Here is a 15,760-nt window from a genome sequence, read left to right as displayed (position 1 = left end):
ATATTTTTGTGCTTTATTCTTCTATCTTACTACTCTGCGTTATCTAAAAAATCTTTAATCTTATCAACATAACGATCAAAGAAAGATCGCTTAATCTTCTCCCCTGTTGATTCTTCTTTTTTAGAATAACTTTGCGTTTCTACCTCTTCTACTTCTTGTTCAAATCGCTCTACAGTTTCAACAACTGGTTCACGATAAAAAACAGTTCTTTGAGGAACTACTTCTTCTTTTCTTATCGCACTCTGCGTATTATTACAAATACTATTCATTACTAATCCAACTGCAGTTGCATACAATGGACTAGAAAACTCTTCGTCTGAATTACCTGCTAAATGCTCATTAGGATATCCAATTCTGGTATCCATTCCAGTAATGTATTCTACTAATTGTTTGATGTGTTTCAGTTGAGCTCCACCACCGGTAAGTACAATTCCAGCAATTAGTTTTTTTCTTGGATCTTCGTGACCATAAGCTTTTACTTCTGTAAAAACCTGCTCAATGATTTCCACCACACGGGCGTGAATAATCTTAGACAAGTTTTTCAACGAAATCTCTTTTGGCTCTCTTCCTCTCAATCCCGGAATAGAAACAATCTCGTTGTCTTTATTTTCTCCCGGCCAAGCCGAACCAAATTTCACTTTCAACAATTCAGCCTGCTTTTCTATAATAGAACAACCTTCTTTAATATCATCAGTAATTACATTTCCTCCAAAAGGGATTACTGCTGTATGACGAATAATTCCATCTTTAAAAATTGCCAAATCAGTTGTTCCACCGCCGATGTCAATTAAGGCAACTCCGGCTTCTTTTTCTTCCTGACTTAAAACTGCATCTGACGACGCTAAAGGCTCTAAAGTCAATCCTGACAATTCGATTCCTGAACTTTGAATACAACGTCCTACGTTACGTATAGACGATGCCTGACCTACCACAACATGGAAACTAGATTCCAGTCTTCCACCGTACATTCCGATAGGCTCTTTAATTTCCGATTGCCCATCGATTTTAAATTCCTGAGGTAAAACATGGATAATTTCTTCCCCTGGCAACATGGCTAATTTATTAACCTGATCGATCAGTAATTGGATATCATTACCGCCAATCACTTCTTCGGGATTACTTCTGCTGATGTAATCGGTATGCTGAATACTACGGATGTGTTGTCCTGCAATCCCTACAACAACATCTTTAATTTTATAACCTGAATTTGTTTCCGCATCATTTATTGCTTGCTGAATAGATTGAATGGTTTGTGTAATATTATTAACCACTCCTCTAGCCACACCTAGACTTTTGGATTTTCCAACTCCCAAAATTTCTAACTTACCATATTCATTCTTCTTGCCTATCATGGCAACGATTTTGGTTGTCCCTATATCTAGACCTACTGCAATATTCTCTTTTTCCATTTTCTATTATTTAGTGCAAACTACTTGTTTTGTAAACCTGAGGTCAATCTTCTTATATTTATATAACGTACTATCTAAAACTGCTTTTTGAAAAAAGGCTTTATAATTTTTAAATTTCGTTTCAAAATTCATCATACTACCAAAATCAATCTGGTAATCGTAATTTCTATTGAACATTTTTAAGCTAGCATTAGGCATAATCTCTATAGCAATGATGTTTTTTTTCAAAAAATCATCCTCATAAATCACACGAAACAAACGAGCCAATTTTTCGTTATCCCCTCTATTTATATCCCCCGAAACAAGTGGAACTCTGGCTGTGAAATTATCCGATAGCGGCATCTTACCACCTTTATAATCAACATAAAAAGATTCCGAACCATTAATCACTCTAGCCACAGGAGTCTTTTGCTTTACAACCGCTTTCAGAATGCCATCGATACTTACAAAAACATCTGATTCGTCAATCATCGCATTTGAATTCAGCTTTCCTTCCAGCTTATTCAAATCTAATTTATCTTTTTCAATAGCTAATGGGTCACCCATATTTTCTATTAACAATTTATTAACCGTTTCCGTCTTAACAAAAAGATTGTTTTCTCCTACAAAAACAACAGAGATTTTTGCCAATTTTCGCTTTTCATTTCGCTTAGAAGTAAACGAAAAAAGAAAAACCACCAACCCTAACATTAGGATTAATCTGATGTTTGTCCAATTAAATATTTTTTTCATTTAAAGCGTTTTTAATTGCTCCCACCATTTCACCAATATCACCAGCTCCAACTGTAACCATAACCGGAGCATCACTTTTCAACATAGTTGCTATCAAATCTTCTTTTGAAACTAATTTTTTATTCTGATTTTCTATTTTAGACAACAACCAGTCCGAAGTCACTCCTTTCATAGGCAACTCACGTGCCGGATAAATATCCATCAACAAGACTTCATCAAATTGAGAAAGACTTTTAGCAAAATCATCTGCAAAATCTTTTGTTCTGCTAAAAAGATGCGGCTGAAAAACAGCCAATACTTTTTTGTTAGGATACAATTCCCTAACTGCTTGATGCACCGCATTTATCTCGGTAGGATGATGCGCATAATCATCAATATAAACCAGGTTTTCAGTTCTAATTTGATACGAAAAACGTCTTCTTATTCCTTGGAATGAAGCTAAGGCTTTTGCAATGGCATCGGTTGGGGTGCCGAAATTTACTGCCATTGCAAAAGCCATTAAAGCATTCATTAAATTATGTCTTCCTGGTAATCCAAAACGAAAATCTTTTAAAACTCCAGCAGGTGTTTTAACATCAAAAACATAGTTTCCGTCTTCTATTCTGATATTAAATGCATTGTAAACCGCTTCCTCATTTACTCCAACAGTAATTCCTGAAAGTGGCAAATCAGTCGTAATAAACAATTTAGATTTATCCTCTACTTTATCTGCAAACTCCGTAAACGATTCTTTTATAGCATCACTTGTTCCGTAAATATCTAAATGATCAGCATCCATAGAAGTCACACAGGCAATATCCGGATGCAAATGCAAAAACGAACGGTCAAATTCATCAGCTTCAACAACGGTTACGGTTTTCCCACTTCCTATTAAATTCGAATTGTAATTCTCTACAATTCCGCCTATAAAAGCCGTAACATCAGCACCACTTTCATGCAAAATATGTCCTAAAATACTTGATGTGGTGGTTTTCCCGTGCGTTCCCGCCACTGCAAAACAAAAAGTATCCTTAGTAATAATTCCTAAAACTTCGGCTCTTTTTTTAACCTGATAATCACGCTCTAAAAAGTAATTCCACTCTGAATGCGATTTAGGAACCGCAGGCGTAATTATCACCAAGGTATTTTCAACAAAATAATCCTTAGGTATCAAACTGATATCATCATCAAAATGAATATCAATTCCACTTTCGATTAATTCATTAGTTAAAATCGTTGGTGTTTTGTCATAACCGGAAACTTGCTTTCCGATATACTTAAAATAGCGCGCCAAAGCACTCATACCAATACCACCGATACCGATAAAATATACGTTATGTATTTGATTTAGATTCATTTTTAATATCAATTTCAATAACAATGTCAATTTTCAAGAAATCCAAATTGACTTTACTATTGTGTTATTATTTTTTTTTCTATTTTTCTATTGTCATTGCTATTAACAATTGCCATTGTTATTGTATCAATTTCACAATTTCGTCAGCAATTTGCTTCGTTGCTTCAGGCAATGCCAATTCTTTTATATTTTCACTCAGCTGTTTTTGTTTTCCTGTATCTTTCAACAATGCTTCGAAAACCAAACTAAACTCGGTATCTAATTCGGATTCTTTGATTAAAAGGGCTCCTTTTTTATCGACAATAGCCTTAGCATTTTTAGTCTGATGATCCTCGGCTACATTAGGCGATGGAATAAAAATTACCGGTTTCCCCACAATACATAATTCCGATACCGAAGAAGCTCCTGCACGCGAAATAATAATATCGGCGGCAGCATAAACAAAATCCATTTTTTCAATAAAAGCAACCACTTGAACGTTTTCTGAATTGTATTTTTTATAATCTTCGAAATACAACTTCCCACATTGCCAGATAATTTGAATGCCTTGAGCCTGTATATTTTTCAGCTCTTTTTCAATTAACTGATTCACTCTTCTGGCACCTAAACTTCCTCCAAGAACCAAAAGCGTTTTTTTATTGGCATCCAATTTAAAATATTCAATTGCTTCAGCTCTTTTATCCTCAATAGCAATCAAATCCTGACGAACAGGATTTCCAGTTAAAATCATTTTTTCTTTTGGAAAGAATCGTTCCAGATTTTCATAAGCCACACAAATAGCATTCGCTTTTTTACTCAACAATTTATTTGTAATTCCCGGAAAAGAATTTTGCTCCTGAATCAATGTTGGAATACCAAGCAAATTTGCCATTTGCAACAAAGGACCACTAGCAAAACCACCTGTTCCTATAACCGCATCGGGTTTGAACTCTTTTATTATTTTTCTGGATTTCCACAAACTGCTAATTAATTTCAATGGAAACATTGCATTTTGCAGAGTCAATTTTCTTTGCAATCCGGCAATCCACAAACCTTTGATAGCATATCCGGCCTGAGGCACTTTTTGCATTTCCATCTTGTCCTGAGCTCCTACAAAAAGAAACTCCGCGTCTGGAAATCGCGACTTTAATTCATTGGCAATTGCAATCGCAGGATAAATATGACCTCCTGTTCCTCCGCCACTTAATATGAATTTATACTGTTTCATTGCTATCAATCTATTTGTTTAAAACGGCATTCATTGGATTAGTCATTTTATCTTCTATCGAATAAGACTCTTTTTGCTGTTGTTCTTCAGCTGCCAATTCAGCATCAATCAATCTTTTAAGAGCTTCCTCTCTTCGGGCAGCTTCTTTTTGTTCCTGCTCTATCTCTTCTTCTTTTTTGGTCACACCAATGATAATTCCCAATGCGATACAAGTCATCCAGATAGAAGTTCCTCCACTACTGATTAACGGCAGGGTTTGTCCCGTAACAGGCAATAATTCTACTGCCACCGCCATATTAATCATCGCCTGAAAAATCATTGGAAAACCAAGTCCTATGACGACTAATTTTCCAAAAAGCGTATTGGCCTTATGCGAAGCAATTACAAAACGGAAAAGCAACAACAGATACAGGAACAACACTCCTAAACCACCAATCAATCCATATTCTTCAACTATAATAGCGTAAATAAAATCGGAAGAAGATTGTGGTAAAAAGTTTTTCTGAACACTTTTCCCCGGGCCTAATCCATATATTTTTCCAGATGCAATCGCAATTTTAGCTTTCTCAATCTGGTAATCGTCTTCATCCGGTTTATCGGTACTGAAATTTTCAATTCGGCTTTCCCAGGTTCTAACCCTGCTAAAGAATTTAGCATCAGGAAATGCTTTTGAAATCAAAACAAAGAAGGTCAGAAATATAATTCCGGAGCCTACAATGATTCCGATATACTTCATTGGATATTTCCCTATGAATACCAACATTAATATCATAGAAAAAATTAACGCCGTAGTAGAAAAATTCGAAGGAAGAATAAACATTAAAGTAATAAAAACAGGCAACCAAAGTTCTTTTAATGACTCTAAAAAATCTATCGGTTCTGTTCGTGTTTTAGACAAATAACGAGCCACAAACACAAATAAAACCAAAGCCGCAAAAGCAGAAGGCTGGAACGAAATCCCCACAAACGGAATTTGAAGCCATCTACTGGCGTTAGCTCCGCCAATAACCGTACCTTTAATCATTGTAATGGCTAAAACTACCCAAACTACAGGCAATAACCATTTAGAAATAGAACGGAAATAATGATAAGGAACTTTATGAACGTAATAGATAATGGCAAAACCACAACCAATATGCGCCAAATGTTTCAACAAATACCCTAAAGTATTTCCTGTCCCATGACCCAAATAAGCCAGATTACTACTCGCACTAAAAACAGGCATAAAGGAAAATAAGGCCAATAAGGCCACAAATGACCAAATACCTTTATCTCCTTTTAATCTGCTAATTAGTTTTTTCATCGTTTTTAAGTTATATATTGTCAGTTATAAGTTATGGGGCTGGGTTGTTAGAAAAAAACTTTAAATAATGGAAGACTTCTAACTCCTAACCTCTAACTCCTAACTTTTTTACAAATTATGCACTGCATCTTTAAATTGACGACCTCTGTCTTCATAGTTTTCAAACAAGTCAAAACTAGCGCAGGCTGGTGACAATAAAACGGCATCTCCTTTTTCAGAAATATGTTGAGCCATTCTTACAGCATCGCTCATAGTGTTCACTTCAACCATGATATCAACCACATTGCCAAAAGCATCAATAATTTTTCTATTATCAACTCCAAGACAAATAATAGCTTTTACTTTCTCACGAACCAATGCCATCAATTCGTTATAATCATTTCCTTTATCAACACCACCCACAATCCATACTGTTGGCGTATTCATACTGTCTAAGGCAAAAAAAGTAGCATTTACATTCGTTGCTTTAGAATCGTTTATGTATTGTACATTTTGGATTTTCAATACTTTCTCAAGACGGTGTTCTACACCTTGAAAATTAGATAAACTCTCGCGAATTGTTGCCTTTCTAATTTGCATCAATTTTGCTACAGAAGTTGCTGCCATGGCATTTTTTAAATTATGTTTTCCTTCCAAGGCAATTGATTCTGTTTCCATTTTAAATTCCTCTTGATTGATTATTGCTTCCATTGTGTTATTTTTTATAAAGGCTCCTTCTTCAAATGTTTTTGTCAAAGAGAAAGGAATTAATTTTGCTCTTGTTTTGTTCTTTTGTAACCATTCTGAAATTGCCTCATCATCTGCATCATAAATGAGATAATCCTCTTCAGTCTGATTCATTGTTATTCTAAATTTCGAATCAATGTAATTCTCATATTTATAATCATATCGGTCTAAATGATCCGGACTGATATTAGTTATAATGGCTATATGCGGCTTATAATTTATGATTCCGTCCAACTGAAAACTACTCAACTCTAACACATAACTATCGTACTTATCTTCGGCAACCTGTTCAGCAAAGCTTTTCCCGATATTTCCTGCCAGTCCTACATTCAATCCTGCTGATTGAAGCAGATGATACGTCAACATCGTAGTAGTTGTTTTCCCGTTACTTCCTGTTATTCCTATCGTAATTGCTTTAGTAAAAGGAGCAGCGAATTCTATTTCAGAAATTACCGGAATCCCCCTTTCAACCAGCTTTTTAACTATGGGTGCTTTCTCCGGAATTCCGGGACTTTTCATCACCACATCGGCATTTAAGATTAGGGATTCAGTATGCTTTTCATCCTCCCATTCAATCCCTTTATTTATAAGAACTTCTTTGTAACTTTCTTTTATTTTTCCAAAATCAGATACAAAAACATCGTATCCTTTTTCTTTTCCCAGGATGGCTGTCCCCACTCCGCTTTCGCCTCCGCCTAATACTACCAGTCTCATCTTATCTTAGTTTTAGGGTAACAATGGAAAGTATCGCTAACATGATGGCCACAATCCAAAATCGGGTAACAATCTTACTTTCGTGGTAACCTTTCTTTTGATAATGATGATGCAATGGCGACATCAGGAAAATTCTTCGGCCTTCGCCAAAACGTTTCTTCGTATATTTAAAATAACTCACCTGCAAAACCACTGAGAAATTTTCGACAAGGAAAATCCCGCATAAAAGTGGAATCAATAATTCTTTTCGAACCGCAATAGCTAATACCGCTATAATCCCTCCTATGGTTAAACTTCCTGTATCTCCCATAAATACGGATGCCGGATACGAATTATACCATAAAAATCCGATGAGTGCCCCAACAAAAGCGGCAATAAAAACCGTCATTTCCCCCGAATTAGGGATATACATAATATTGAGATAATTAGAGAAAATGATATTTCCCGAAACGAAGGTAAAAATCGCCAATGCCAGTACCGAAACTGCAGAAGTTCCAGCCGCGAGTCCGTCAATACCATCAGTTAAATTGGCACCGTTTGAAACCGCCGTGATAATAAAAATCACTACAGGAATAAAGATTATCCATGCCCATTTTTCATATCCATCTCCCATAAACGAAAGCACTTCGGCATAATCAAATTCGTTATTTTTCACGAAAGGAATTGTCGTTGCCGTCGATTTTTCTTCAACACCAGCTGGTACTACAACCGTTTCTGTAGTTTGCCTAAAGATGTCTGTTCTTCCTGTATCGGTACGAACAGTTACATGAGGATTAAAATACAAGACACTCCCCACAATCAATCCTAATCCTACCTGGCCAAAAACTTTAAAGATTCCTTTTAACCCTTGTTTGTCTTTTTTGAAAATTTTGATATAATCATCCACAAAACCAATTGTCCCCATCCATAAGGTAGTTACAATCAACAAAACAATGTAGATATTATGCAATTTGGCAAACAACAAAACAGGGATTAATGTTGCAAAAATGATAATCAAACCTCCCATGGTAGGAGTACCCGCTTTCTCATTTTGCCCTTCTAAACCAAGTTCCCTGATGGTTTCACCAACCTGCTGCCTTTGTAAAAAACGAATAACTCTTTTCCCGTAAATTGTAGACAACAACAACGAAAGTATAAAGGCCAATGCCGATCTAAAAGTGATGTATTGAAAAACTCCTGTTCCAGAAATATTCAATGTTTTGTTGAAATAATCAAATAAATAATACAGCATATTTTTACTATTTATGAAGTTGTTCTAAAATTTCCTTAACAGTTTCCATATCATCAAAATGGGTACGAACGCCCTTGATTTCCTGATAGGTTTCATGTCCTTTTCCGGCAATTAAAATAATATCATTTGGCTGAGCCAATTGACAAGCAATTTTTATAGCTTGTTTTCTATCGGTAACGGCAAAAACTTTTTTATGATTTTGTGGTGGCACTCCGGCTTCCATCTCACTGATAATGGTATCAGGATCTTCATCTCTGGGATTATCCGATGTTAAAATGGTTTTGTTGCTTAACTCGGCAGCAATTCCTGCCATAATTGGACGTTTAGCCTTATCTCTATTTCCTCCACAACCTACAATCGTGATAAGTTGTTCGTTTTTAGTACGTACTTCATTAACCGTTTTCAATACATTTTCTAAGGCATCAGGAGTATGTGCATAATCAACAATGGCAGTAATATTCGAATCGGAAACAATATATTGGAATCTTCCTGAAACGCTCTCTAGTTCCGACAACAAACGAAGTGTTTCCAAATTATCCAAACCTAATTCGATAGCAGTTCCATAAATTGCCAACAGATTATAAGCATTAAAAACACCTATTAATTTCACCCAAACTTCGTTGCCTTCAATTTTCAACAACAAACCGGATAATAAGTTCTCTAAAATTTGAGCCTTATAATCAGCATAAGATTTAAGAGCGTAAGTACGTTTTTTAGCTACCGTATTTTGTAACATTACCGCTCCATTCTTATCGTCGATATTAGAAATCGCAAAAGCAGTTTTTGGTAAATTGTCAAAAAATGATTTTTTAACATCTCTATATTCGGCAAATGTTGGATGGTAATCTAAATGGTCATGTGACAAATTAGTAAAAACACCTCCTGTAAAATGCAATGCTTCGGTGCGTTTTTGATGAATTCCATGCGAACTCACTTCCATAAAGCAATATTCAACACCGGCATCAACCATTTCATTCAAAAAATGATTTATCGTAATCGAATCGGGAGTGGTATGAGTCGCTTTGTACTCCACATCATCAACCAATATTTTTACGGTAGAAAGTAAACCAACTTTAAATCCTGCTTTTTTAAACAATTGATACAATAAAGAAGCAATAGTTGTTTTCCCATTAGTTCCCGTTATTCCTACTAACTTCAATTTTTCAGATGGATCTCCAAAATAATTAGCAGCCATAAAAGCAAGCGCCTTGTTCGTATCGTTTACCTGAACATAAGTAACTTCACTAGCAAATTGCTCAGGAAAAGTATCGCAAATTATTGCTTTGGCACCTAAATCGATTGCTTTTTGAATATAATCATGCCCATCCGAAATTGTTCCGCGAATAGCAACAAACACATCATTGGCTTCGATTTTTCTCGAATCGAAATCCAATTTCCCGATGGCAATGTCAGTCGATCCATGAACGGCTTCGATTGCTACTCTATATAATATGTCTTTTAGTTTTATCACAATAATTCTAAGGTTATAGTTGTGTTTTTCTTAATGTTTTGACCCGCCTGTAGCGATTGTCTTTTAACTTTCCCCATTCCACTGGTTCTTACTTTCATTCCTAAATTTTCTAGCAAAGCAATAGCATCCATCCCCGGCATTCCTTTAACATCAGGAATTAGTTGTTGATTTTTTTGAAGTTTAGCAAAATACTCGTTGTAATTTTTCTCTTGTTTTGGAATCTTTCTGTCCAGTTTTTTGATTTCATTTGTCGAAGGCACTTCAGTAAAAATCTTTTGAGCAATTCGTTTAAAAACAGGGCCCGCAACGTCGGCACCATAATAATTATTATTGGCCGTATTAGGTTTATGCACCACTACAATACAGGAATATTTAGGATGATCAGCCGGAAAATACCCCACAAAAGAAGAGGCATAATACATTCCTTCTCTTCCTGCCTTATTATAATTAACCATAGCAGTTCCTGTTTTTCCTGCCATCGGAAAATCTTTTGAATACAATTTAGAAGCTGTTCCTTTTTTTACCACATTCCCTAAAACTGCCCTTACTTTTTTAAGTGTTTCAGGCGAACAAATCCTTGGATTAATTACCTCCGTATCAAATTTTTTAATCGTTTTGTTCCATTCTTTAATTTCTGAAACAAATTGAGGCCTTACCATTACGCCATTATTTGCAACCGAATTATAAAAGGCTAAAGTTTGCATTGGAGTAACTGAAACTGAATATCCAAAAGCCATCCACGGAAGTGAAATTCCCGACCAAATTTTATCACCAGGATGTGGAATAATTGGCCTTCCTTCCCCTTTAAGATGCAATCCTAAAGGTTTGTCTAATCCAAAATTTTTGATGTGATTTACAAATTTTGATGGATTATTTTTATAATTCTCATAAACCGCCTGAACCATCACTGTATTTGATGAAAGTTCAAAACCACGGGCCAACGAAATCTTACCATAACCACCAGTATGTGAATCACGTACAGATCTTCCGTAATATTTAACTACACCACCATGACTATCATAAACCGTACTGGTATCGGCAACTTTATCTTCTAAAATGCTCATTAAATCAACCAGTTTAAAAGTAGAACCTGGTTCATGCGATTCGGCTACAGCATAATTAGTTGTTTCGTAATAAGAACCATCATTAGCTCTTCCTAAATTAGAAATTGCTTTTACCTGTCCGGTATGCGTTTCCATCACCACCACACAACCGTGATCGGCCTGATAATCTTCCAGTTGTTTCAATAAAGCATGGTGTGCAATGTCCTGAATGTAAACATCTAATGTAGAAATCACATCGTATCCATCCTGAGGGTCAACCTCATTTAAATCCCTGATAGGTTTCCATTGTCCTTTAGCAATTTTTTGCTTTAGAATTTTTCCATCCTTACCATTCAAATAATCTCTATAAGCCCATTCGATTCCTTTACCATCTGAATGTCCTACCTGATATTTTCTTTCGTAACCAATGGTTCTTTCAGCAATTTTGCCAATTGGATGTTCACGTACTGTTTTTTGTTCGATTATGATTCCGCCTTTATAAGCCCCTAATTCAAATAAAGGAAATCCTTTGATTTTCATGTAATCAGTGTAACTTAAATCTCTGGCAACTAAAAAATAACGGTTATTATTCGCTCTTGCTTTTCTAAGTTCGTTTTGATAATAAGCCGCTGATTTCCCTAAAACAGTCGCTAATGAATCGGCTAATGCATTAACATTTTTTTCAAAAGCTTCTCTCTTTGGTGCCAAAGCATCAAAACGGATAATGTATTTTGGAATTGAAGTAGCCAATAAACTTCCGTCAGAAGAATAAATATTTCCTTTATTGGCAGGAATAACAAAATTCCTAACAGTTCTTTCCTTAGCTAATTCTCTATAATAATCTCCTTCAACCCATTGAATATTGGTCAACTTAACAGCAATTGCCATTGCTATCAAAAAAATAGCAAAAGCAACCAGGTAGATTCGGTACGATATGTATTTATCATCTACTGCCATAATTTCTTAAGGAAATTTTTTTCTTCTACTTTTTTCACTTTTATCTTCACTGGAGGAACTGTTGACGGGAAAATCTCTTTCTCTACCATCTTTTCAGAAACCGTCGATTCCATTCTCAATTTCATCAATTCCGAACGTCTGTCCACAAACTCAGAACGCAACTCCTTTACCTCCGAAGTCAATTCGGCTATTTTAAATACTTTTTGCTCGTAGCGCTGTGTATTTGCAATCATGACAATAGCCAGAACAATCAAAAAAACAATAAAACGCCAGTTCTTAATCGCATCATCATCGATTAAAAATCTTGCTTTTAATAGATTGTAAATACTCGTTTTCATTGTTTTTATCTAAATCTTTTCGGCAATTCTCAACTTAGCACTTCTTGCTCTGTTATTAACTTTAATCTCTTCGTTATCAGGAACGATTAGCTTTCCAATAGTTTTAAATGGAACTGAAAAATTTCCAAAAAAATCACGTTCCGGCTCTCCTTCAAACATGCCGTTTTTTATAAATCTTTTTACCAAACGATCTTCTAAGGAATGATAAGATATCACACTTAATCTCCCTCCCGGTTTCAAAATTTCTAATGATTGTTCTAAAAATTCTTTTAAAACATCCATCTCCTGATTCACCTCAATTCGAATTGCCTGATAAATTTGAGCTAATACTTTATTTCGAACTCTTTCAGGTAAATATTTCGACAAAACTTCTTTTAGTTCATCAGTAGTTTTTATTGGTCGATGCACTCTGGCTTCTATAATGGTTCTTGACAAAGCAGGTGCATTTTTCAATTCGCCATAATCAAAGAAAACCCTTCTCAAATTAGCATCATCATACTCATTAACCACCTTATAAGCATTAAGGTCATTTTTCTGACTCATTCTCATATCCAAACCTGCATCAAATCGGGTTGAAAAACCTCTTTCCGGCACATCAAATTGATGGGAAGAAACACCTAAATCACCTAAAATCCCGTCAACACTTCTTGCACCGTGAAAACGCAAGAATCGTTTTATATGTCTAAAATTTTCATTAATCAACACAAATCGCTCATCAGGAAGCGCATTAGCCAACGCATCTTCATCCTGATCAAAAGCGAATAATTTTCCATCAGGACCTAATCTTCTTAAAATCTCTTTCGAATGACCACCTCCTCCAAAAGTCACATCTACATACACTCCATCAGGCTTAATATTTAAACCATCTACCGTCTCTTTCAGCAAAACCGGATTATGATATTCCATCGTTGTCATCATTTATATTACCCATTACCTCTTCAGCCAAGTCTGCAAAATCAACACCATCATCTATTGACTGCTCATACAAATCCTTATCCCAAATTTCCACAATATTAACCGCAGACGAAAAAACAACATCCTTAGCAATACTGGCAAAATTCACCAAATCCTTAGGCACTAATAAACGCCCCAAAGTATCAATCTCAACTACCTTAACACCAGCTGTAAACTTGCGGATAAAGTCGTTGTTCTTCTTAACAAATCGATTAAGCTTATTGATTTTTTGCATCATCAAATTCCATTCTTCCATTGGATACAACTCCAAACAAGGCTGAAACAAGGAACGCTTCAAAACAAAACCGTCCTGAAGAGAGGTAGCCAATTGCTTTTTTAAAGGAGCAGGTAACAAAACCCTCCCTTTAGCATCGACTTTACACTCATATGTTCCAATAATTGTATTCAAAAGAATTGCTTTAAATGATACAGAGCAAAAATATAAAAAAATTTACCACCTTTTACCACTTTCTACCACTTTGTTGATAAGTTTACCCACTTTAGAAGCAAAACCCTTAATTTTTAGACTATCAGAATATTAGCTCAATTATCTTTTCTTACAAGCATGCCATTTCAATCCAAAAAACAGTCCGTAGCAAGAAGCTTTTTTATCAACAAAAAACACCTACAATTCCTCAAAAAAACACTAGATACTCAACAAGATAACCAAACACACTTTTTTTAGATATAAGTGAATTCTGGAATATTATCCTCAAAAAAAGTTTTCAAAAACTCATTTTAACTGATTATATACTATATTTGTCGAAATTGAAATTCGCATCCAAAAGCATGGACAAAAACTATAAGAAAGAAGGCAGATACAGCTATTACGAAGCAGGAGAAGGAATCCCTATTGTTATTTTACACGGTTTAATGGGAGGTTTAAGCAACTTTGATGGTGTAGCTCGTTATTTCTCTGACAAAGGATATAAAATTGTTATTCCAGACTTACCAATATACACTCAAAGCTTACTTAAAACCAACGTAAAAGCCTTTGCTAAATACGTAAAGGACTTCATTACTTTTAAAGGTTTTGACAGGGTAATTCTTTTAGGAAACTCATTAGGTGGACACATTGCATTGTACCACACCAAAATGTATCCTGAAAAAGTAGCCGGACTTGTAATAACAGGAAGTTCAGGACTTTACGAAAGCGCCATGGGAGACAGCTACCCAAAAAGAGGTGACTACGAATACATCAAAAAGAAAGCTGAAGACGTATTTTACGACCCAAAAATTGCCACTCCTGATTTGATTGACGAAGTATATGCAACCGTAAACGATCGTATAAAACTAATCAAAACTTTAACTATTGCTAAGAGTGCAATTCGTCACAATATGGCTAAAGATTTACCAAAAATGCACGTTCAAACTTGTATTATTTGGGGGAAAAACGATAAGGTTACCCCTCCGGAAGTAGCGACGGAATTCAACAAATTACTACCTAATTCCACCTTGTACTGGATTGACCAATGTGGTCATGCAGCCATGATGGAACACCCCGATGAATTCAATAAATTACTGGAAGAATGGCTTACAAAAACCAATTTAAAAGTTCCTTCGCTATAAAAATAGCTTTTTTAGATAAAAAAATATGAAAATCAATACCGCCGAATTCGTAATTAGCAACTCAGATGTAAGCAAATGTCCTAAGGACTTTTTGCCCGAATATGCTTTTATAGGCAGGTCAAACGTAGGGAAGTCATCATTAATCAACATGTTGACTAACCGACAAAAATTAGCTAAAACATCAGGAAGACCAGGAAAAACCCAACTAATCAACCATTTTTTAATTAACAACAATTGGTTTTTAGTCGATTTACCAGGCTATGGTTACGCTAAAGTTTCCAAGAAAACTAAATCTGTTTTTCAACAATTCATCACGGATTATTTTGAAAAAAGAGAACAACTAGCCTGTGCTTTTGTATTAATTGACATTCGTCATGATGCACAAGCTATCGATATTGAATTCATGAGTTATATGGGTGAAAGCGAAATCCCTTTCTGCATTATTTTCACCAAAGCCGACAAAATCAGTAAGGTTAAAATTGACTCACACATTGCTGCTTACAAAAAACAGATGTTCGCTAACCATTGGGCCGAAATGCCACCATATTTTGTAACCTCATCTACAGAAGGAACCGGAAGAGACGAAGTTTTAAATTATATAGACGAAGTCAATCAGGAAATTTTCAAGAATAACAGCGGATTTTAAATTTCAAATTCCAATTCCGATAGCTATCGGAACAAAATTCCAAATTCTAAACACAATACTCAATATAAAAAATCCCAAATTCCAACTTTAACAATTGGAATTTGGGATTTTTTTATTGGAATTT

The 15,760-nt window shown here is 35.3% G+C and carries 14 protein-coding genes; 2 read left to right on the top strand and 12 right to left on the bottom strand.

Features of this window, described 5'->3' with window-relative positions:
• Positions 1-29: 29 nt before the first annotated feature.
• From ftsA to mraZ, 12 genes are all read right to left on the bottom strand, one after another.
• On the bottom strand, positions 30-1,409 hold the full coding sequence (ftsA, locus tag EOD40_RS05555) for a cell division protein FtsA (protein ID WP_128193899.1): 1,380 nt from the start codon (positions 1,407-1,409) through the stop codon (positions 30-32).
• 6 nt (positions 1,410-1,415) lie between these two features.
• The gene (locus EOD40_RS05550) at positions 1,416-2,141 is read right to left on the bottom strand and encodes a cell division protein FtsQ/DivIB (RefSeq protein WP_128193898.1); all 726 of its coding nucleotides are present in this window, start codon (positions 2,139-2,141) and stop codon (positions 1,416-1,418) included.
• Positions 2,125-3,477 (bottom strand): UDP-N-acetylmuramate--L-alanine ligase, encoded by a 1,353-nt coding sequence (gene murC, locus EOD40_RS05545; protein WP_128193897.1) that lies wholly within the window; start codon positions 3,475-3,477, stop codon positions 2,125-2,127. The genes EOD40_RS05550 and murC overlap by 17 nt, the downstream gene beginning before the upstream one ends.
• Positions 3,478-3,595: 118 nt before the next feature.
• A complete protein-coding gene (gene murG / locus EOD40_RS05540) occupies positions 3,596-4,684 on the bottom strand; it encodes an undecaprenyldiphospho-muramoylpentapeptide beta-N-acetylglucosaminyltransferase (protein WP_128193896.1) in 1,089 nt (362 codons plus the stop codon).
• Positions 4,685-4,694: 10 nt separating this feature from the next.
• Positions 4,695-5,987, bottom strand: coding sequence for an FtsW/RodA/SpoVE family cell cycle protein (locus EOD40_RS05535; protein WP_128193895.1), 1,293 nt, complete (start codon positions 5,985-5,987; stop codon positions 4,695-4,697).
• A 108-nt stretch (positions 5,988-6,095) separates the two neighbouring features.
• Positions 6,096-7,427 (bottom strand): UDP-N-acetylmuramoyl-L-alanine--D-glutamate ligase, encoded by a 1,332-nt coding sequence (gene murD / locus EOD40_RS05530; RefSeq protein WP_128193894.1) that lies wholly within the window; start codon positions 7,425-7,427, stop codon positions 6,096-6,098.
• Between the two features lies 1 nt (position 7,428).
• On the bottom strand, positions 7,429-8,658 hold the full coding sequence (gene mraY, locus EOD40_RS05525) for a phospho-N-acetylmuramoyl-pentapeptide-transferase (protein ID WP_128193893.1): 1,230 nt from the start codon (positions 8,656-8,658) through the stop codon (positions 7,429-7,431).
• Positions 8,659-8,665: 7 nt separating this feature from the next.
• Positions 8,666-10,126 (bottom strand): UDP-N-acetylmuramoyl-L-alanyl-D-glutamate--2,6-diaminopimelate ligase, encoded by a 1,461-nt coding sequence (locus EOD40_RS05520; protein WP_128193953.1) that lies wholly within the window; start codon positions 10,124-10,126, stop codon positions 8,666-8,668.
• Complete coding sequence (locus EOD40_RS05515) at positions 10,126-12,129, bottom strand: penicillin-binding protein (RefSeq protein ID WP_128193892.1); 2,004 nt, start codon at positions 12,127-12,129, stop codon at positions 10,126-10,128. The genes EOD40_RS05520 and EOD40_RS05515 overlap by 1 nt, the downstream gene beginning before the upstream one ends.
• The gene (locus EOD40_RS05510) at positions 12,120-12,467 is read right to left on the bottom strand and encodes an FtsL-like putative cell division protein (protein WP_128193891.1); all 348 of its coding nucleotides are present in this window, start codon (positions 12,465-12,467) and stop codon (positions 12,120-12,122) included. The genes EOD40_RS05515 and EOD40_RS05510 overlap by 10 nt, the downstream gene beginning before the upstream one ends.
• 9 nt (positions 12,468-12,476) lie before the next feature.
• On the bottom strand, positions 12,477-13,385 hold the full coding sequence (gene rsmH, locus EOD40_RS05505; RefSeq protein ID WP_196781414.1) for a 16S rRNA (cytosine(1402)-N(4))-methyltransferase RsmH: 909 nt from the start codon (positions 13,383-13,385) through the stop codon (positions 12,477-12,479).
• A complete protein-coding gene (gene mraZ, locus EOD40_RS05500; protein ID WP_128193889.1) occupies positions 13,360-13,830 on the bottom strand; it encodes a division/cell wall cluster transcriptional repressor MraZ in 471 nt (156 codons plus the stop codon). Before mraZ ends, rsmH begins: the two co-directional genes overlap by 26 nt.
• A 380-nt stretch (positions 13,831-14,210) precedes the next feature.
• Here mraZ and EOD40_RS05495 point away from each other — a divergent pair, with 380 nt between their 5' ends.
• Together EOD40_RS05495 and yihA are read left to right on the top strand one after the other, a co-directional pair.
• Positions 14,211-14,990 (top strand): alpha/beta fold hydrolase, encoded by a 780-nt coding sequence (locus EOD40_RS05495; protein WP_128193888.1) that lies wholly within the window; start codon positions 14,211-14,213, stop codon positions 14,988-14,990.
• Positions 14,991-15,015: 25 nt separating this feature from the next.
• Positions 15,016-15,636 (top strand): ribosome biogenesis GTP-binding protein YihA/YsxC, encoded by a 621-nt coding sequence (gene yihA, locus EOD40_RS05490; protein ID WP_128193887.1) that lies wholly within the window; start codon positions 15,016-15,018, stop codon positions 15,634-15,636.
• Positions 15,637-15,760 lie beyond the last annotated feature (124 nt).

The organism is Flavobacterium sufflavum (assembly GCF_004016525.1).
GTDB classification, from domain to species: domain Bacteria; phylum Bacteroidota; class Bacteroidia; order Flavobacteriales; family Flavobacteriaceae; genus Flavobacterium; species Flavobacterium sufflavum.
The sequence above is the reverse complement of the archived record's forward strand: the minus strand, read 5'-3'. Positions and strand labels throughout refer to the sequence as shown.

Coding starts and splice junctions, on each gene's coding strand:
- ftsA (WP_128193899.1), bottom strand. CDS start 1,409: ATGGAAAAAGAGAATATTGCAGTAGGTCTAGATATAGGGACAACCAAA.
- EOD40_RS05550 (WP_128193898.1), bottom strand. CDS start 2,141: ATGAAAAAAATATTTAATTGGACAAACATCAGATTAATCCTAATGTTA.
- murC (WP_128193897.1), bottom strand. CDS start 3,477: ATGAATCTAAATCAAATACATAACGTATATTTTATCGGTATCGGTGGT.
- murG (WP_128193896.1), bottom strand. CDS start 4,684: ATGAAACAGTATAAATTCATATTAAGTGGCGGAGGAACAGGAGGTCAT.
- EOD40_RS05535 (WP_128193895.1), bottom strand. CDS start 5,987: ATGAAAAAACTAATTAGCAGATTAAAAGGAGATAAAGGTATTTGGTCA.
- murD (WP_128193894.1), bottom strand. CDS start 7,427: ATGAGACTGGTAGTATTAGGCGGAGGCGAAAGCGGAGTGGGGACAGCC.
- mraY (WP_128193893.1), bottom strand. CDS start 8,658: ATGCTGTATTATTTATTTGATTATTTCAACAAAACATTGAATATTTCT.
- EOD40_RS05515 (WP_128193892.1), bottom strand. CDS start 12,129: ATGGCAGTAGATGATAAATACATATCGTACCGAATCTACCTGGTTGCT.
- EOD40_RS05510 (WP_128193891.1), bottom strand. CDS start 12,467: ATGAAAACGAGTATTTACAATCTATTAAAAGCAAGATTTTTAATCGAT.
- rsmH (WP_196781414.1), bottom strand. CDS start 13,385: ATGATGACAACGATGGAATATCATAATCCGGTTTTGCTGAAAGAGACG.
- EOD40_RS05495 (WP_128193888.1), top strand. CDS start 14,211: ATGGACAAAAACTATAAGAAAGAAGGCAGATACAGCTATTACGAAGCA.
- yihA (WP_128193887.1), top strand. CDS start 15,016: ATGAAAATCAATACCGCCGAATTCGTAATTAGCAACTCAGATGTAAGC.